The sequence below is a fragment of the Pseudomonas sp. SYWMCR5 genome, from assembly GCF_057197165.1.
On the sequence record NZ_JBXUNH010000006.1, the window covers coordinates 341,844 to 358,312 of the forward strand.

The 16,469-nt window shown below is 65.6% G+C and carries 13 protein-coding genes and 1 pseudogene; 5 read left to right on the plus strand and 9 right to left on the minus strand.

The window, feature by feature from the left end:
* The first annotated feature begins 31 nt into the window (after positions 1–31).
* Together AC2CGW_RS17985 and AC2CGW_RS17990 are read left to right on the plus strand one after the other, a co-directional pair.
* On the plus strand, positions 32–475 hold the full coding sequence (locus AC2CGW_RS17985; RefSeq protein ID WP_484574387.1) for a TadE/TadG family type IV pilus assembly protein: 444 nt from the start codon (positions 32–34) through the stop codon (positions 473–475).
* The gene (locus AC2CGW_RS17990) at positions 472–3,111 is read left to right on the plus strand and encodes an ATP-binding protein (protein ID WP_484574388.1); all 2,640 of its coding nucleotides are present in this window, start codon (positions 472–474) and stop codon (positions 3,109–3,111) included. Before AC2CGW_RS17985 ends, AC2CGW_RS17990 begins: the two co-directional genes overlap by 4 nt.
* Here AC2CGW_RS17990 and AC2CGW_RS17995 read toward each other — a convergent pair.
* The 7 genes from AC2CGW_RS17995 to AC2CGW_RS18025 form a co-directional block, all read right to left on the minus strand.
* Complete coding sequence (locus tag AC2CGW_RS17995) at positions 3,096–5,060, minus strand: pilus assembly protein TadG-related protein (RefSeq protein WP_484574389.1); 1,965 nt, start codon at positions 5,058–5,060, stop codon at positions 3,096–3,098. The two genes, AC2CGW_RS17990 and AC2CGW_RS17995, sit on opposite strands and share 16 nt — an antisense overlap.
* A gap of 218 nt (positions 5,061–5,278) precedes the next feature.
* Complete coding sequence (locus tag AC2CGW_RS18000; RefSeq protein ID WP_186666049.1) at positions 5,279–5,839, minus strand: DUF4136 domain-containing protein; 561 nt, start codon at positions 5,837–5,839, stop codon at positions 5,279–5,281.
* A gap of 18 nt (positions 5,840–5,857) precedes the next feature.
* Positions 5,858–6,490: a DUF4136 domain-containing protein gene (locus tag AC2CGW_RS18005; protein ID WP_484574390.1), complete on the minus strand. Its 633-nt coding sequence runs from the start codon at positions 6,488–6,490 to the stop codon at positions 5,858–5,860.
* A 22-nt stretch (positions 6,491–6,512) separates the two neighbouring features.
* The gene (locus tag AC2CGW_RS18010) at positions 6,513–7,262 is read right to left on the minus strand and encodes a methyltransferase domain-containing protein (protein WP_484574391.1); all 750 of its coding nucleotides are present in this window, start codon (positions 7,260–7,262) and stop codon (positions 6,513–6,515) included.
* Positions 7,259–7,564 carry a MazG-like family protein gene (locus AC2CGW_RS18015; protein ID WP_186666055.1) on the minus strand — a complete coding sequence of 102 codons (306 nt, stop codon included), beginning with the start codon at positions 7,562–7,564 and terminating at the stop codon, positions 7,259–7,261. The genes AC2CGW_RS18010 and AC2CGW_RS18015 overlap by 4 nt, the downstream gene beginning before the upstream one ends.
* A gap of 110 nt (positions 7,565–7,674) precedes the next feature.
* Positions 7,675–8,526, minus strand: coding sequence for a MaoC family dehydratase (locus AC2CGW_RS18020; RefSeq protein ID WP_186721882.1), 852 nt, complete (start codon positions 8,524–8,526; stop codon positions 7,675–7,677).
* Positions 8,527–8,528: 2 nt separating this feature from the next.
* Positions 8,529–9,923: a 3-oxoacyl-ACP reductase gene (locus AC2CGW_RS18025; protein ID WP_484574392.1), complete on the minus strand. Its 1,395-nt coding sequence runs from the start codon at positions 9,921–9,923 to the stop codon at positions 8,529–8,531.
* Between the two features lie 120 nt (positions 9,924–10,043).
* Between AC2CGW_RS18025 and AC2CGW_RS18030 the strand changes: the two genes are divergently transcribed.
* The 3 genes from AC2CGW_RS18030 (at position 10,044) to AC2CGW_RS18040 (ending at position 14,435) form a co-directional block, all read left to right on the plus strand.
* The gene (locus AC2CGW_RS18030) at positions 10,044–11,321 is read left to right on the plus strand and encodes an acetyl-CoA C-acetyltransferase (RefSeq protein ID WP_186721886.1); all 1,278 of its coding nucleotides are present in this window, start codon (positions 10,044–10,046) and stop codon (positions 11,319–11,321) included.
* Positions 11,322–11,360: 39 nt separating this feature from the next.
* Positions 11,361–12,149, plus strand: coding sequence for an AraC family transcriptional regulator (locus AC2CGW_RS18035; protein WP_153774057.1), 789 nt, complete (start codon positions 11,361–11,363; stop codon positions 12,147–12,149).
* Positions 12,150–12,299: 150 nt separating this feature from the next.
* A complete protein-coding gene (locus AC2CGW_RS18040) occupies positions 12,300–14,435 on the plus strand; it encodes an autotransporter outer membrane beta-barrel domain-containing protein (protein ID WP_484574393.1) in 2,136 nt (711 codons plus the stop codon).
* 43 nt (positions 14,436–14,478) lie between these two features.
* Here AC2CGW_RS18040 and AC2CGW_RS18045 read toward each other — a convergent pair whose 3' ends face one another.
* Together AC2CGW_RS18045 and AC2CGW_RS18050 are read right to left on the minus strand one after the other, a co-directional pair.
* Positions 14,479–15,246 carry a methyl-accepting chemotaxis protein gene (locus AC2CGW_RS18045; protein ID WP_370671049.1) on the minus strand — a complete coding sequence of 256 codons (768 nt, stop codon included), beginning with the start codon at positions 15,244–15,246 and terminating at the stop codon, positions 14,479–14,481.
* 90 nt (positions 15,247–15,336) lie between these two features.
* Positions 15,337–16,425, minus strand: a pseudogene (locus AC2CGW_RS18050) (HAMP domain-containing protein); the annotation flags it as partial.
* Positions 16,426–16,469 lie beyond the last annotated feature (44 nt).

A 16,469-nucleotide genomic window follows, 5' to 3' on the forward strand; every position in this document is an offset into this window, starting at 1 on the left:
CTCAGGACTTCTAGTCAGGGTAGACGTGATCATGCGAGCAAGCCCGGCAGTACGGCAAAAAGGCGCGGCAGCCATCGAGTTTGTCGCAGTCTTCATGATCTTCTTCGCGGTGTTCTATGGCTTGGTCAGCTACAGCCTGCCGATGCTCATGCTGCAGTCGTTCAACCAGGCCAGCAGCGAGGCGGTGCGCCGCTGCGTGGCGCTGGACCCGAACAGCGCCACCTATGCCACCGATGTGCAGAACCTGGCGCGCCAGGTGATCACCCAGCAACTGAGCTGGATGCCCGCTGCACTGGACTTTCAGCCCACCACCGATGCGCGGATCGTACTGGCGCCCGGTAACCTGCTGACCGTGACCATCGATTACCCGAAAAACAAACTGACCAATGTCATGCCGGTGCTGGTGCTGCCGCTGATCGGCGAAGTGCCGCGGCTGCCCCAGCGCCTGCAGGCCCAAGCGAGCCTGCAACTGTGAGTGGCGTGTTCGATCGCTGGTTGGGGGGCCAGGCAGCGGTGGCCGAGGCGCCGTTGGCGGTTGGCCTGCAAGTGTGGCTCGACGAGCGGGGCCAGGTGCTGCGTCTGTCCGGACCGCTGCGCACCCTGCTGGCCATGCCGACCCACCACGCCACACGGGTGCAGGACTACCTGCAGCACCATAGCTGGCTGGTACTCGAAGGCGATCCTGCCGATTGGCAGGGGCAGCCGTTGGATCTGGATTTTCGTACCGTGCACGGCCATACGCTGCACACTCGCGGTTGGCTGCAGCGTCAGGCCGAGGGCTGGTTGCTGCAGTTGTTCGATATCGGCGACCTGTTGCGCGCGCATGACCACGAAGCGCAACGCTTGAGCCTGCAGCGCCTGGCTGGCGACATCGGCCGTGCGGTGCGCGAGTGTGGCGAGGAGCGCCTGGCGCAGGTGACCGGCGAGCAGTTGCGGCGCCTGGTCGAGCACTGGCAGATCGATTCGGTGCGCCTGATGCTGCTTGAGGCCGGCGTCTGGCGCAGTCATGCCGACAGTGGCGATGACTGGCCCTGGGCCGACGACGGGCAGCTGCATCCGTGGCTTGAGAGGTTCGCGCTACGGGGTGAACTCGATGCGTCCGAGCGCTCCGAGTTGCAAGCCTTGTGTGGCGGTTTGCCGGTGTCGCTGCTGCCCTACCGGCTGGGGCCGGATATCCAGGCCTGCCTGCTGTGTGTGGCGAGCGGGACGCCGCCTGTGCACGAGGCGCAGGAGTGGCTCTTGCAGGCGTTGCTGGACCCGTTGCTGGCGCGCCTTCGGCAGCGCCAGTTGCAGCGCAGCGACCAGCACCTCGACGCGCTGCAGCGGCAATTGGGCGCCGGTTGGTGGGAGTGGCCACTGCAGGGGCCGCTGCAGTTGGACCCAGCCTTGGCGGCCAGTGTCGACCTGCCACGTGAAATCACCGTCGAGCAATGGCTGGCGCGGGTGCACCCGGCAGATCGCGAGGCCGCGCAACTGGCGCTCGAGCAACTGCTCGAAGGCCGTGCCCTGAGCCTCAGTCTGCGCCTGCAGGAGCACGCCCCTCAGATCAGCCCGCGCTGGCTGCACTGGGTGGGGCAACTGCAGGGTCGCCAGGTGCGCGGCTTTCTGCTCGACATCAGCGCGCTCAAGGCCCAGGAGCTGCAGGCGGGCGCCGCCCGTGCACGGCTGGAGAACCTGATCGCCAGCTCACCGGCAGTGATCTACATCCAGCGCTATGCCGAGGGTGCGCTGCACAGCGAGTTCTTCAGTGCCAGCCTGGCGCCGATGCTGGGCTGGCCCAGCGACAGCGAGCTGGCCCGTCAGCCGGGGTTGGCAGTGCATCCCGATGACCGCAACCTGTGGCTGGAGCGCACGCGTACGCTGCTGCGCGATGGCCAGGCGCGCTGTCGCTATCGCCTGCGCGACCAGGCGGGCGGCTATCACTGGGTACTCGATGAAGCCCGTCTGCTGCGCGACGACCTCGGTCAGCCTGTGGAGGTGGTCGGGCTGTGGCTGGATGTCAGCGAGGCGACCGAGGCCGCCGAGCGCGTGCGCCACAGCGAGGAGCGCTACCGGGTGCTGGTGGAGGATTCGCCGGCGATGATCTGCCGCTATCGTCCCGACCTCGAACTGCTGTTCGGTAACCGTCCGCTGGCCGACCATCTGGAGTGTGCGCCGCAGCAGCTTGCCGGCATGAACCTTGGCCAGTGGATGTCCGACGCTCAACGCAGCGCGTTCCTGCAGCGTCTGGCAACGCTGACCCCGGAGCGCCCCTTGAGCAATGCAGAAGTCTGCCTGCAGCTGCCGGGGCGGGAAAACGCCTGGTGGGTGTGGGCTGACCGCGGCCTGTTCGACGCGCAGGGGCAGCTCCTGGAAATCCAGGCGGTGGGGCGGGACAACACCGAGGTGCGCCGCAGCCAGCGCCAGTTGCTGCAGGGGGCGAAGATGGCGACCCTCGGCGAGCTGGCGACCGGGTTGGTGCACGAGATCAACCAGCCGCTGAACGTGATGCGCATGGCTGTGGCCAATACCTTGAAGCGCCTGGAGAACGGCGCAGCGGACACCGATTACCTGACCGACAAGCTGCACCGTATCGAGGCCCAGGTGGAGCGGGCGGCGCGGCTGGTGGAGCACATGCGTGTTTATGGCCGTCGCTCTGAACCGGAGCGTCAGGTGTTCGTGGCCTGGAACGCGGTGGAGGGTGCGGTCGCGTTGCTGGCCGAGGGGCTTCGGGGCAAGGGTGTGGCCGTGCATATCGCGTCGCCCGAGTCGTCGTTGGCGGTGCAGGGGCATCAGGACCAGCTCGAGCAGGTGTTGATCAACCTGATGATCAATGCCCGCGACGCGTTGCTCGAACGCCAAGCCCTGGCACCGGCCATCCGGGTCAGCCAACAGCAGGTCGAGGGGCGCGTCTGCCTGCGGGTCGAGGACAACGCGGGCGGCATCGATCCGCGCCTGCTCGGACGCATCTTCGAGCCATTCTTCACCACCAAGCCCGCGGGTGTCGGCACGGGCCTGGGACTGTCGGTGAGCCATGGCATCGTCGAGGCCATGGGCGGCAGCCTCGAGGCACTCAACGGCCCCGAGGGCGCGTGCTTTTGCATACTGCTGCCGCTCTACAGCGCCAGTTGAGCACGGCCTGTCGAGCAACTGAGGTTGGCGCCGACCTCGGCGTTGACCAGGTCGATACCCAGCACTTTCAGCAGCACGTTCAGCAAGGGGTCGAGCAGCGGGCTGAGCAGGCCTTTGATCAGCGGCTCCAGTATGGCCTTGACGCCATCGAGTACCCCACCCACCAGCACCAGCACCTGGCCCAGGCCGCTGTTGTTGGCGGTCGGCCGGTAGGCTTCCAGGTGAATGCCCAGCAGGGTGTCGCTGAGGCTGCCAACCACGTTGTCGTTGGCGGTTCTCATGGGCAGGTAGGCAGGCTTGAGGCCGATGTTCGGCGGCACGCTGGTAGGGGCCTGGAAGGTCAGTGCGCGCTCCTGGGCGCCGCTGCCCAGCACCTTGCTGTCCACACGCAGGCCGATGCCGCCGCCGACGAAGGGGATGCGCTCCTCGCATTTGCCGAGCGGCAGGATCAACAGCCGGGTGCAGCGCTTGGTGCCGATGTCGATCAGCGGCAGCGCCTTCACGGCGGTAGTGCCGTTGGTGAAGAACTCATCCGGTGAGGCGAACTGGCCCACCGCGATCTTGACCGCCGAGCTCTGGTTGCGGGTGGTCAGGCGCTTGGGTGAGCAACCGAAGGTATCGGGGGCTGCAGGGTTCAGGCGGGTGCTGGCTTCGGCGACTTCAAGGCCGATATCCAGGTGCAGCTTGCCGGGCACCAGGACGATATCGCTGACCGTACAGGGCACGCCGAGCAGGCAGAGCACCGATTGCACGGTGGCGGCGAGGTTCAGGCTGAGCAGGTTGTTGATCACGTTGGTCAGCGGTGCGGCGAGTTCGAGCACGGCGTTGACCAGGCCGAAGATACCATCGAGCAAGGGCAGGTCGAGGGAGATCATCGCCCGCACCTGGGCAGTGTGTACGCGCAGCTCGTCGGTACGCGGGTCTCCGACCGAGGAGATCTGCTGCGGCTCGATGACCTTCAGGCGCACCCGTCCGTTGACCAGGCCGAGCACGTTGAGCGGCAGGTCGACGTTGGCGGCGCTTTCGCTGGCGGCCAGCTGGATCACGCCTTGGACCAGTTGCAGCAACTGGATGCTGGCATCCAGGCCAGCCTGGGCGGTGCCGTTCTGGATGTCGAGGATATCGCCCAGGCGCACCAGCGTGCCGTTGCCGGCCCCCAGGGCGACCTTGCCCAGGTTGGTCACCACCTCCAGCGCCGCCCCGCTTTGTTGCAGCACCTTGACCGCCGCCTGCAGCAGTTGGGTGGCGGTGGCGTTGGCGTTGAGCAGCTGCTTGTAGTCGCCAACCGTGAGATTGAGGTCGACTGCCAATTGGTCGAGGTAGCTGAGCAGCTTGATGTCGGTGGCGGCGATGCCTTGCCAACCGGCAAGGTCCAGTTGCACGCCACCGCCGAGGGCGCCAAGCAGGGCATTGAGCAACACCGACTGACGCGAATCGACCGTGGCGAGAGTGGTGCGGATACTCAGCATTGCCTGCGGCGGCAGCGGCGCTGAAGCGACAGCGTGGGCTTGCAGGGTGGTGGTCAGCGGCACGCCATTGCCCTGGATCAGGGCATACACCCCCGCCGCGACGCTGGTGGTGACGGTGTTGCTGACATCGACCCGGATCGCTTCGTTGCGGTTGTCGTCGCGGGTGAAGCTGCGCAGGCTGTTGGCGCCGGTCTGCACGTAGCCGCAAGTGGCCTGCAGTGGGTTGCCAGGGGCGTGTCCGTTGCGGGTGGCAGCAGTACGGGCGATCGCAGTGGCCTGTGGGCCGGTGCCGATGCACACGGCGAACTGCCCGGCGGCTTCCAGCGCCGCCATGTCGGCGATGCGCTGCAGCTTGCGTTGTTCGAGGTAGAGCCGCCCACTGTCGATTGCCAGCAGCAGGAACAGCAGGGCCATACCGAGGGTGATCACGGCCATCAGGCCGATCGCGCCGCGTTGGCGCGCAGCGGACGAGGAAACCACGGGCACTCCTTTGCAGGCCGAAGGCCGGCATCGCGATTGCGATTACAGGAGTGTAGTCACGGTGATGGCATCTTGCTTCTTCTCAGCCTTCACGCCGCCGGGTTGTAGGAGCGGGCTTGCCCGCGAAAAAAACACCGCGCTGCTTGGCACGGGCTACGCCCGTGTTCGCGGGCAAGTCGCAGCGGCGAACCGCCGCTCCTACAAATAGGGGTTGGGTCTCAACGCGGTGGGTAGTTGCTCATCACCTGGGTCACTGTCTTCTGGATCGCGGCATTGCGCTCCTGCGGGCTCGGCGGGTAGTTGTTCATGACCTGTTCGGCGCTGCCGCGCCAGACCAGCTTGCCGTCCCGGCCATCGAACAGGTCCACCTGGATGGTCGCCACCTTGTAGTCGACGCTGCGGGTCTCGTTGTACATCGGCCCGCCCCAGTAGCCTCCCCAATAGCCGCCCCAGGCACCGCCGTAGTTGGTGGTGATCTGTTGCTGGCGGTCTTCGACGATCAGGTAGGCACGCACCCTGACATCCGCCCGGGCCGTGCCCTGGGCCGGGCGCAGGCCGCGCTGGTCGAGCTGGTCGGCCACAGCCTGGCGGATGCGCTGCTCGGTGAGGTCGCTCTTGATCCGCGGATCGTCCGGGCGATATTGCAGCGCCGGTTCCTGCCAGGCCCAGCTGCGGTAGGCGGCGAAGTCGCGGCTGGCATCGAAATCCTGGGTGACGTTGTTGCTGGAGCAGGCAGCGACCAGCAACGCGAAGGACAGCAGAACGAGACGGCGCAACATGATGATTCTCCTGACGCGTTAACTGGGAGGGTAGCCACTGAGGGCCTTGCGCACCGACTCGCGCAGGGCGTTTTCACGGTCCCGTGGCGAGGCCTTGTCGCTGCCGCTTTCGGCGCTGGCACTCCACACCGGCTGGCCGTTGCGGGCATCGAACAGGTCGATGCGCACCACCATCACCTCGACTTCGTAGGTGCGCACGACCGGTACGCTGCCGTAGGCACCATAGCCGTTGCGGTAGCCGCCATAGCCGATGCCGCCGTAGGGGGCAGGGCCATAGTAGGGGTCGTAGTCGTAATCGCGGACCTGACGCAGGCGGCGTTCCAGGCGCAGGTTGGCGCTGACCAGCAGGTCGCCGCTGGCGCCGCGTGCCGGGCGCAGGCCGTGCTGGTCGAGCGCACCGCTGATGGCATCTGCCAGTTGCGCAGGGTCGGCATTGGCGCTGCCGCTGGGTAACTGGCCGTTGCGCCAGCTCCAGCTGCGGTAGCGGCCATAGTCGCGCGGCGCGGCCGGGTAGGCGCTGGCGTCGAATGTGGTCGCGGCCTGGGGCGGAGCCGGTGGCAGTGGCCGGGAACTGGCGACATAGGGATTGCTGCTCTGGCACGCCGCCAGGGCGAAGGGGAGCAAGGCCAGGCACAACAGACGGTACGGCATGTATTCCTCCCGGCTGGCGAGATCAGCGTGGGCGACAGGTCCAGTGCAGGTAACGGCCGAGCCCGGCGAAGCTTGGGTGACGGCGGTGGGCCAGTTCCATTTCCAGCAGGTCGAGCAGTTCGGCCTTGTCCTGGAACTCCTTGGGCATGTAGTCGTGGAACACTCTCACGCCACTCTCGCTTTTGACCTGCCACAAGGGTTCAAGTTGCGCTCGCAGTTCTCGCGGATCAAGGGGTTTTTGCGGGGTGAGACTCTGTTTTTCCCCGGCCAGACGGTCGCTGCGCAGCTTGCGGAAGTGACCCTTGAGCAAGTTGCGGTAGACCAGCGCGTCGCGGTTGTAGAACGCCAGCGACAGCCAGCCACCCGGCGCGGTCAGTTGGTGCAGCACCGGCAGGATGCTGTGCGGTTCGGCCAGCCATTCGAGCACCGCGTGGCACAGCACCACATCGAAGGGCTCGGTGAGCTGACCGAGCAGGTCCTGCCAGGGGGCCTGGATGAAGGTGGCGGGTTGGTTGGCCTCGGCGAAGCGCGCGCGGGCGCCGTCGAGCATCGGCGCGGCGGGCTCGGCCAGGGTCACCTGGTGCCCGCGCTGCGCCAGCCACAACGCCATGTGTCCCAGGCCTGCGCCAATGTCGAGGATGCGCAGGGGGCGGTCGGGCAGGCTTTCGGCCAGGTCGGCCTGCAACACCGCCAGGCGGATCGCGCCTTTGGCCCCGCCGTAGATCTTCTCGGCGAAGCGGCTGGCTAGCTCATCGAAATGACGGTCGTTCATCGGGCGAAGCGCCTCTCGCTGTCGGCGAGCTTGGCCCGCACCACGCTTTCCATGTCCAGCCCCAGCTCGCTGCACAGCAGCAACAGATAGAGCACCACATCGCCGACTTCCTGGCCGGCGTGGGCGAGCTGCTCGGGGGCAAGCTGGCGTGACTGGTCTTCGCTCAGCCACTGGAAGATTTCCACCAGCTCGGCCATCTCGACGCTGGCGGCCATGGCCAGGTTCTTAGGGCTGTGGAAGCCGCGCCAGTCGTTGTTGTCGCGGATCTGGTGCAGGCGATCGGTCAGTTCTTGCAGGTTCATCGAGGGCTCTCCTTCTGGCGCATAGCTTCAGGTGCGCCAGGGAGCAAATCAAGTGAATTGGAGGCCATTGTTGGGGGCCAAGGGGGAGGGCTCAGCGCGCGCTTGACCGGTTACAGGGCGCTCCATTTGCCGGTCATGTGCAGCAGGCCCCCGTGTCCCGTCAGATTGAGTTGCCCTTGTGGCCCTGCGGCACTTGCGCCGAGCACCACCTCCGACGGCAGGCGCACCGGCTTGTGGAAATCCACCGCGAACCCATAACCCGCCACCGGCAGATGCCCGCGCAGCGCCGCCAGCGCCATGGCCTTGTTCCACATGCCATGGGCAATGGCCTTGGGGAAACCGAACAGCCGGGCACTCGCCGCGCTCAGGTGGATGGGGTTGTAGTCGCCGCAGACCTTGGCGTAGCGTCGGCCGATATCGCTGTCGGCGTACCAGCGCGTCACTTCCGGCGCTTCGCTGGTCGGCTCATCGTTGCTCTGGTGCGTTTCGCCTTCGAGCTTCAGCCCTCGCACAAGCATGCGGCTGGTTTCGCGCCAGAGCAGCCCCAGCCCGTCGTGGGCCTCGGTGATCAGGTCGAAGGTGCCGCCCTTTGCATGTGCCTGCAGGTTGTCGGCATGCACGGCAAAGCGCAGGCCCTCGATGGCGCCCAGTGGGCGCAGCACCTGGATCTCGTTGTGCAGGTGCACCAGCCCGAGTAGCGGGAAGGGAAAGTCGCTGGCGGTCAGCAGCTGCAATTGCAGGTTGAACGCGACCACGTGCGGATAGGTAGGCGGCAGGCGACCCTCGTCGCTGAAGTGGCACAGGCGACGATAAGCCGCAAGGTTCGTTGGGTCGACCCGCAGGAAGCAGCGCAGGCCACCTGTGGGCAGGCGGTCGCCACTGATCTTGCGCTTGCCGAGCGCTCGCAGATAAAGCCTGGTGCGGGTCTCGGGGGTGTGCAGGTCCTGCCATGTCCGGTTCATGTTCATGCCCCCATCAGTGCTTGCCCGCAGACGCGCAGGTACTGGCCGCTGACCGCACCACTGCCGGGCTGGGCGAGCCAGGCGACAGCCTCGGCGACGTCTTGTGGGCGCCCACCCTGGCCCAATGAACTCAGGCGACGGCCAGCCTCGCGCAGACCCATGGGCATGGCGGCGGTCATGTGGGTTTCGATGAAACCGGGGGCCACGGCATTGATGCTGGCGCCCTGCTCGGCAAGCCTCGGCGCCCAGGCCTGGGCGAAGCCGATCAGGCCGGCCTTGCTCGCGGCGTAGTTGGCCTGGCCACGGTTACCGGCGATGCCACTGACCGAGGCGAGCAGCACGATGCGCGCATTGTCGTGCAACTGGCCGGCGTCGAGCAGGGCCTGGGTCAGCACTTGAGGGGCCTTGAGGTTGACGGCCATGACCGCGTCCCAGTACTCCGGAGTCATGTTGGCGAGGGTCTTGTCGCGGGTGATACCGGCATTGTGCACGACGATGTCGATGCCCGTCGGCAGGCCTTCCAGCAATTGGGTTGCGGCGTCGCTGGCGCAGATATCCAGCGCCAGGGCCTGGCCGCCGATACGTGCGGCAAGGGCATCGAGGTCTTTCTGTGCCGGCGGCACGTCCAGCAGGACCACCTCGGCGCCGTCACGGGCCAGGGTCTCGGCGATGGACGCACCGATGCCACGGGCGGCGCCGGTGACCAGCGCACGCTTGCCGGCCAGGGGCCGAGTCCAGTCCTGTACCTGGCTTGTACAGGCTTCGAGGCGCAGGACCTGCCCGGACACGAACGCGCTCTTGGGTGAAAGGAAGAAGCGCAGCGCACCTTCGAGCTGATCCTCCGCGCCGGAAGCGACATACAGCAATTGGGCCGTTGCGCCGTTGCGCAGCTCCTTGGCCAGCGAGCGGCTGAAGCCTTCGAGGGCACGCTGGGCGACGCTGGCCTGGGGCGCTTCGACCTGTTCGGGAGGGCGTCCGAGGATCACTACATGGGCGCAGGGCGCCAAGCTGCGCAGCAGCGGCTGGAAGAATTCGCGCAACTGCCGAAGCTCATCGCTGTCGGACAGATGACTGGCATCGAACACCACTGCCTTGAGTTTCGGGCCGAGCCCGGCGACCCAGGCGGGGGCTGCGAGGTTTTCGCCAGCAAAGCTGTAGCATTCGTCGGTGAGTGCCGGGGCGATGGCTTCGACCTTGCGCACCAGCGGCCCGCCGCCCAGCACCAGTGCGCCTTCGATCGGGCGCAGGCGCCCGGCCTGCCAGCGCTCCAGCGGCGCCGGACGCGGCAGGCCGAGGGCGTCGACCAGGCGGCGGCCGAGGTTGGAGTTGGCAAAGCCGAGATAGCGGTCGCTCATGGTGCGGGTCTCCCTGAAGGCAAGCATGCAAGTGTGGACCATGTTTGTGGCAAGGTCGTTCGAATGTGGCAAAAACGCCTAGGCTGTAGCCAACCTAGCCGAAGTGACGGGCTTTGAGACCGTCATCCAATCGGATCAAATTGTTTCAGGAGGAATCAGCGCATGCACTCACCTCGACGGGTCGCGATCCTGGGGGGCAACCGTATCCCCTTCGCCCGCTCCAATGGCGCCTACGCCACTGCCAGCAACCAGGCAATGCTCACCGCCACCCTGGAAGGCCTGGTGGAGCGCTACCGCCTGCATGGCCAGCGCCTGGGCGAGGTGGTGGCGGGCGCGGTGCTCAAGCATTCGCGCGACATGAACCTGACCCGCGAATGTGTGCTGGGTTCGCGTCTGTCTCCGCAAACACCCGCCTACGACATCCAGCAAGCCTGCGGCACCGGCCTTGAGGCGGCGCTGCTGGTGGCCAACAAGATCGCCCTCGGGCAGATCGACAGCGGCATAGCTGGTGGCGTCGATACCACTTCGGACGCGCCGATCGCCATCAATGAAGGGCTGCGCCGGGTCTTGCTGCAGGCGAACCGGGGCAAGACCCTGAGCGAGCGCCTGAGGCCCTTCCTGAATGTACGTCCGAGTTTTCTGAAGCCTGAGTTCCCACGCAATGGCGAGCCACGTACCGGGCTGTCGATGGGCGAGCACTGCGAGCGCATGGCTCAGACCTGGCAGATCGGACGCGCCGAACAGGACGAACTGGCACTGCTCAGTCATCGCCATCTGGCCGCGTCCTACACCGAAGGCTGGCATGACGACCTGCTCACGCCCTACCTCGGCCTGACCCGCGACAACAACTTGCGTGCGGACCTCACCCCAGAGCAGTTGGCCAAGCTCAGACCGGTGTTCGACAAAGGTGCCCAGGGCACCCTGACTGCCGGAAACTCCACACCGCTGACTGATGGCGCCTCGTTGGTGTTGCTGGGCAGCGAGGCCTGGGCCGAGGCGCGCGGTTTGCCCGTACTCGCCTATCTGGTCGATGGCGAGACCGCGGCGGTGGACTTCGTCAAAGGCCAGGAGGGGCTGCTGATGGCGCCGGTTCATGCCGTGCCGCGGCTGTTGGCGCGCAATGGCCTGAGCCTGCAGGACTTCGACTACTACGAAATCCACGAGGCCTTCGCGGCCCAGGTGCTCTGCACGCTGAAGGCCTGGGAGGACGATCGGTACTGCCGAGAGACATTGGGGCTGGAGGGGGCATTGGGGGCGATCGATCGCAGCAAACTCAACGTCAAGGGCAGCTCGTTGGCCGCCGGGCACCCCTTCGCCGCCACCGGCGGGCGGATCCTGGCCAACATGGCCAAGCTGCTGGCCACGGCGGGCAAGGGGCGCGGGCTGATCTCGATCTGTGCGGCGAGCGGGCAGGGGGTGACGGCGATCGTCGAGCGCTGAGGTGTTAACCTTGTCCGATCCAAGACAAAAAACAGTGCCATGCAGACCCTCGGACAGATTTCCGCCCCCCGCGCCATCCCCGACCTTGAGCAACTGCCCAGGCCACTCTACGCCCGTGCCGAAAGCCTCGGCGCGGGCTCCTGGACCACGCGCCACCGGCACGATTGGGTGCAGTTTTCCTACGCGATCAGCGGTGTGTTGGGGGTCTACACCAGCGATGGCAGCTACTTCGCGCCACCGCAGTGGGGGGTGTGGATTCCGGCTGGCCTCGAACACGAAGTGGTGACTTCGATGCAGGCCGAGATGCGCAGCCTGTACGTGCGTCGCGATGCCTGTACCTGGGCCGCCGACGAATGCCGGGTACTCGAAGTGACGCCGCTGGCGCGGGAGCTGATCAAGCAGTTCTGCCAGATGCCCGCGTCGTATCCCGAAGGCGACAGCGCCGAGGCGCGTCTGGTAGCCGTCTTGCTCGACCAGTTGCAGGCGTTGCCGCAGGTGGGGTTTTCGCTGCCGCTACCGCGCCATGCCGGGTTGCTCGCGCTGTGCAATCAGTTGATCGCCGCGCCCGACCAGGCGCAGACCCTGCAGCAATGGGCGCTGCAATTGGGGTGCTCGGAGAAGACCCTGATGCGCCTGTTCCAGCGTGAGACGGGGCTGAGCTTCCGTAACTGGCGCCAGCGCATGCGGCTGTTGTCGTCGCTGGCGTTGCTGGAGGCGGGGGAGAGCGTGACCGATGCAGCACTAGGCTGCGGGTATGACTCGACATCGGCCTATATCGCGGCGTTCAAGCAACTGTTCGGTGCGACGCCTGGGGAGCTTCGTTTCTAACGACGACCGAGCAAGTCTTATCCGACGTTATTTCGAACGGTCAATGCGAACAACTCGCTTCTCACGATCAATACGGAACTGTCTGACCGATCTTCCTTTTGCTCCAACGTAACGTCCGCCTCTCGAGCCAATATCCTGAGAGGCATTTCCATGACTGGATCACTAATTTTACTGCGGCGCCATCCGCTGGCGGCAACCCTGACGTTCACTTTGGGCGCAAGTCTGGCTGCCAATGCCGCGGACTTGGGGCCTGGCGAGTTTGCGCTGGTCTCCCCTGGAGACCCTGTCGAGGATTGGCACCTGGGCAGCGGGGCGCGTCTTGACGTGCGCCCGGGCGCCGAGACCGGACGTATCACTGGATTCGACGGCGGTCAGGTCAACGTCGAGGGAGCCAAGGTGAGTTCGACCGACAGGGCTGCGATCAGCATCGTGGATGGTGCGGTCAACCTGACCAATGCCACGGTAGTCAGCACAGGCTCCATCGGTATGGCCCTTGGAACGCTGGGCGATGACACTTTGACGTCTACGGCGATCTTGAGCGGCAGCAGTGTGCGCGGTGCCACCACTGGGGTGGAGTTGGACTCGGCTGATCTGCACGCGCGCAGTTCGCGCATCCACGGTGACAGAGCAGGTGTTGTACTCAAGGGCGGAACACTTGCTTTGCATGAAGGGACCGTGGTGTCGGGGGACGTCGGTCTGGAAGTCGGTACACCGGAGTTCTGGCAAAAGGATCTGCCCAATCAGGTCGTTGTTCAGGCCAGTCTGATCGAGGGGCAGCAGGGTAGTGCGGTAGTGGTTCGTGACGCACAGGTGGACATCCGGGTCGCCGACGGAGGCCAACTCAAAGGCGCCAACGGCGTGCTGCTTGAGGTCATCGAGGGCGGCGAGGCCTCGCTTCACGTGAGCAACAGTCGCCTGGAAGGCGACATCCGCGTCGAGCAGGGTGCCAGTGCTGATATCACCCTGGACAATGCGGCGCACTTACGAGGCCAGCTACATAATGTCCAGCAGTTGCAGATTGGCGCGCAGTCCAGGTGGGAGACGATGGCGGACGCTCAGGTCGGGACTCTCGACTTGCGCCAGGGTTCGGTAGTCGTGCAGTCAGGCAGTATTCTGCGAGCCGACACCTTGCAAGGAGAGGGTACGTTCTGGCTCGACCATAGCCGCTTGCAGATAGACAGTCATGCCAGCGGCAGATTTGCCTTGCACCTGGCAAGTTCTGGCCATGAGCCACAGGGGCCGGTGGTCGGAATCGGCAGTGGTGATGCGACGTTCGATCTGGCATCCGGCCCGGTCGATGCAGGGGCCTTTGCTCACGAGTTGGTCCGCGAAGGCGACCAGTGGAGTTTGCGGCCACAGGTCGACATGCGGGGCAAGGCGAGACTGAGCAATGCCGGTGAGACGGCGATGGCGTTCGACAGTTCGCTTGAAGCCGCGTCGCAGGTCGAGTCCCGATGGGTTGTCGGACGCCTCGAAAAAATGCGGACCAATGGTGGTTCAGCCGGGTTGTGGATGCATACCGGCACGACCGGCTTTGATGTCGACAGTGCAGTCGGCACCCGCTATACCCAGCGCGTTGGTGGCTTTGCCCTGGGCGCCGATACTTTGCTCGATGATACTTGGCGGGTCGGTGCGGCAGTGGGGCTCAGTCGTTCGGCGATTGGCCTGCAGCGCGGCTCATCTGCAACACTGAACAGCTACTTCTCCGCGTTGTATGCCGGTTGGGGCGACAACTCCGGTTACTACGCCGATGCTGCGCTCAAGCTCAACCTGTTTGACGGCACCATCGATGCCCGGGCTCACGATGGACGCAAGGTGTCCGGCAATCGCCGTCAGGGGGGGTATGGGCTCACGCTGGAGACTGGTCGTCGCTTGAGCCTTGATCAAGGTTGGTATGTGCAGCCTTTCGTACAACTGAGTGCCGCGATCGTGCAGGGGCAGCGCAGCAGCTTGAGTAATGGGCTTGAGGTCGAGTCATCCAACCAACACCTGAACATGGGGACGCTCGGTATCAAGGGGGGGCGCGTCATCGTCTTGAACAATGGTCTGGAAATGTCGACCCACGGCCGCATCGCGGTGATGGACAACCTGGGCGGCACGCGCAGGGTCAGCCTCAACGGTCATGAACTCGACAACAGGTTCAGCAGCGGGCGCACCGAGATGGCATTGGGCGTATCGTCCGAGGTGCTGTCAGGCTGGACAATCAGCACGGAGGTCGAGGCTGCCCGCGGGCGCAATGTTGATCAGCGTTATGGAATCAACCTCGGCCTGAGCCACTCGTTCTGAGTGTGGCGCGCCACACCGAGGTTTGCAGTGTGGCGCGTGAACTTCAGGTCCTGAACCGCCGCACCAACGCATCCAGCTCGTTGGACAACCCTTCCAGGCTCTGGGAGTCCTGCCGCGCCGCTTGCGCAAGCTCGGCCACCAACTGCGCATCGCCGTGAATCTGGCTGATATGCCGATTGATGTCCTCGGCCACCTGGTGCTGCTCTTCGGCGGCGGTGGCGATCTGGGTGTTCATGTCGCGGATGATGTCCACTGACTCGCGGATCTGCCCGAAGCTGTCGCGCGCCAGGCCGATGCGGTTGACAGACTGCTGCGACACTTCAAGGCTGGCATGCATCTGTTCGGCCACCTCGGCGGTGCGGTTGGCGAGGTTGCCCAGCAGCCCGTCGATCTCGGCGGTGGAGTCGGCGGTGCGCTTGGCCAGGGCGCGGACTTCGTCGGCTACCACGGCAAAGCCACGGCCCTGCTCACCGGCGCGAGCCGCTTCGATGGCCGCGTTGAGGGCCAGCAGGTTGGTCTGTTCGGCGATCGAGCGGATGGTGCCGAGGATCGACTGGATCGCGTTGCTGTCACGCTCCAGTTGCTGGATCGACTGCGCCGACTGCTCGATCTCCTGGCTCAGGCGGTCGACGCTCTGCACCGCCGCATCGATCTGCTGCTGCCCCTCGCGTGCCTGTTGCTGGCCGCTGTCGGCCGACTGTGCGGCCTGGCTGCAGGAGCGCGCCACTTCGTTGGCGGTGGCGACCATTTCGTGGAAGGCGGTGGATACCATGTCCACCGCCTCGCGCTGACGGCCAGCGGCTTCGGCCATGTCGCCGGACACCCGGGTGGAACTGGCCGAGGTGCTGAGGATCTTGCCGGCCGCGCCGCCGATGTGCTGGATCAGGCTGCGGATCGCCCCCAGGAACTGGTTGAACCAGTTGGCCAGTTGCGCGGTTTCGTCGCTGCCTCGTACCTCAAGGTTGCGGGTCAGGTCGCCCTCGCCCTGGGCGATGTCTTCCAGGCCACTGGTGACGCTGTTGATCGGCCTTACGATGAGCTTGGCGAAGGCGGCGCCAGCCACGGCGAAGACGGCCGCCAGCACCAGTGCGAGCGTGCCGATCAGCCAGGTCAGGCGGGTGGTGGTCTGCATCACTTCGTCCTGGCGGATCAGGCCGATGAAGGTCCAGCCCAGGCGCTCGTCCGGGTAGATGTTGGCCATGTAGCGTTCGCCATCGAGGGTCACTTCGGCCAGGCCCTTGCCGGCCTTGGCCAGTTCGGCGTAGCCGCCACCGAAACTCTCCAGCTGCTTGAAGTTGTGGCTCGCGTCACGCGGGTCGACCATGACGTTGCCGTTGTTCTCCATCAGGATCAGGTAGCCGCTGTCACCCAGCTTGATCTGCTTGACGATCTCGGTCAGCCCCTTGAGCGAGACGTCGATGTTGACCACCCCGCCCGGGCTACCGAGCTGGTTGGCCACGGTGCGCACGGTACTGACCAGCACGGCGTCGTCGCCGGCCCAGTAGTAGGGCGCGGTGCGCAGGGTCTTGCCGGGGCTGGCCATGGCGGCCTGGAACCAGGGGCGGGTGCGCGGGTCGTAGCTGGCCATCTTCGGGTCACCGGGCCAGAACGCATAGCCGCCGTCTTTCATACCGTAGGACACGTAGGCGTAGTCGGGGTGGCTCTGGGCCAGGCGGGTGAACTGGTCGTACAGCGCCTTGTCCTGCTCGCCCAGGGGAATCTGCGCGGCGTCGGCGGCAATGTACTTCTTGAGGTTGTCGGCGCTGGCCGTGACCAAGGGCTGGCTGGCGAGGTACTCGACGTTCTGCGCAATGCCCTGGAAGAAGATGTTCATCGCGTTGCCGACCTGGCGGATTTCCCGGCTGCTGCCATCCAGGAAGTCGTCCTGCGCTTCTTCTCGCAGGTTCAGCACCACCACGGTGGCGACCAAGACGATGGGCAGGCCCGCAATGACGGCGAAGGCCCAGGTCAATTTTTGCTTGATGTTCATCCACGCTCCCGGATTTTTTCTTGTCGACGCATGAAACTGGTATG

Bases quoted from the DNA above. Each gene is read 5' to 3' on its own strand.
- AC2CGW_RS18010 (WP_484574391.1), bottom strand. From the start codon at position 7,262: ATGAACGACCGTCATTTCGATGAGCTAGCCAGCCGCTTCGCCGAGAAG.
- AC2CGW_RS18030 (WP_186721886.1), top strand. From the start codon at position 10,044: ATGCACTCACCTCGACGGGTCGCGATCCTGGGGGGCAACCGTATCCCC.
- AC2CGW_RS18020 (WP_186721882.1), bottom strand. From the start codon at position 8,526: ATGAACCGGACATGGCAGGACCTGCACACCCCCGAGACCCGCACCAGG.
- AC2CGW_RS18015 (WP_186666055.1), bottom strand. From the start codon at position 7,564: ATGAACCTGCAAGAACTGACCGATCGCCTGCACCAGATCCGCGACAAC.
- AC2CGW_RS18035 (WP_153774057.1), top strand. From the start codon at position 11,361: ATGCAGACCCTCGGACAGATTTCCGCCCCCCGCGCCATCCCCGACCTT.
- AC2CGW_RS18000 (WP_186666049.1), bottom strand. From the start codon at position 5,839: ATGTTGCGCCGTCTCGTTCTGCTGTCCTTCGCGTTGCTGGTCGCTGCC.
- AC2CGW_RS18025 (WP_484574392.1), bottom strand. From the start codon at position 9,923: ATGGTCCACACTTGCATGCTTGCCTTCAGGGAGACCCGCACCATGAGC.
- AC2CGW_RS18040 (WP_484574393.1), top strand. From the start codon at position 12,300: ATGACTGGATCACTAATTTTACTGCGGCGCCATCCGCTGGCGGCAACC.
- AC2CGW_RS17985 (WP_484574387.1), top strand. From the start codon at position 32: ATGCGAGCAAGCCCGGCAGTACGGCAAAAAGGCGCGGCAGCCATCGAG.
- AC2CGW_RS18045 (WP_370671049.1), bottom strand. From the start codon at position 15,246: ATGGCCGAAGCCGCTGGCCGTCAGCGCGAGGCGGTGGACATGGTATCC.
- AC2CGW_RS18005 (WP_484574390.1), bottom strand. From the start codon at position 6,490: ATGCCGTACCGTCTGTTGTGCCTGGCCTTGCTCCCCTTCGCCCTGGCG.